Origin of the sequence: Collinsella sp. TF11-5AC (assembly GCF_003436775.1) — a bacterium.
Classification (GTDB): Bacteria; Actinomycetota; Coriobacteriia; order Coriobacteriales; family Coriobacteriaceae; genus Collinsella.
Genome location: NZ_QSQO01000019.1, coordinates 1 through 327 on the forward strand (window position 1 = coordinate 1; position 327 = coordinate 327).

At 64.2% G+C, this 327-nt stretch carries 1 protein-coding gene; it reads right to left on the reverse strand.

Going from position 1 to position 327, the window contains the following annotated elements; all coding sequences use genetic code 11:
- Positions 1-131: 131 nt before the first annotated feature.
- Positions 132-327: hypothetical protein (locus tag DXD16_RS10505; RefSeq protein WP_233502676.1), on the reverse strand; the 196-nt coding region annotated here is incomplete at its 5' end.

Genomic DNA, 327 nt, shown 5'->3' on the forward strand with positions numbered 1-327 from the left:
CAATCCGGGTCCATCGTGGGAGACCGAGAGACCAATGACGCGGCGCTCGCATATTGCCGTGCCCTGAGCAGCTCCGGCATCACGGATATCCCGGCCTCCGCAAACGACCTGCCATTCCTTTCCTTCCTGCCTTACGCCGTTGCCATGGTGCCGTCTTTCCTTCCCTTCATCCCCTTCCTTCTCTCGTCGATACTCCTGCTCGGGGCCACAAGGCCTGCGACCCTGGCGGCGAAGGCGCCCGCGCCCAAATTCCGGCGCCTTATCCAGATCGTGTTTTCGATAATCGCCGCGGGGACCGCGATGCTCCTCGCCGGCCTCGCACCCGGG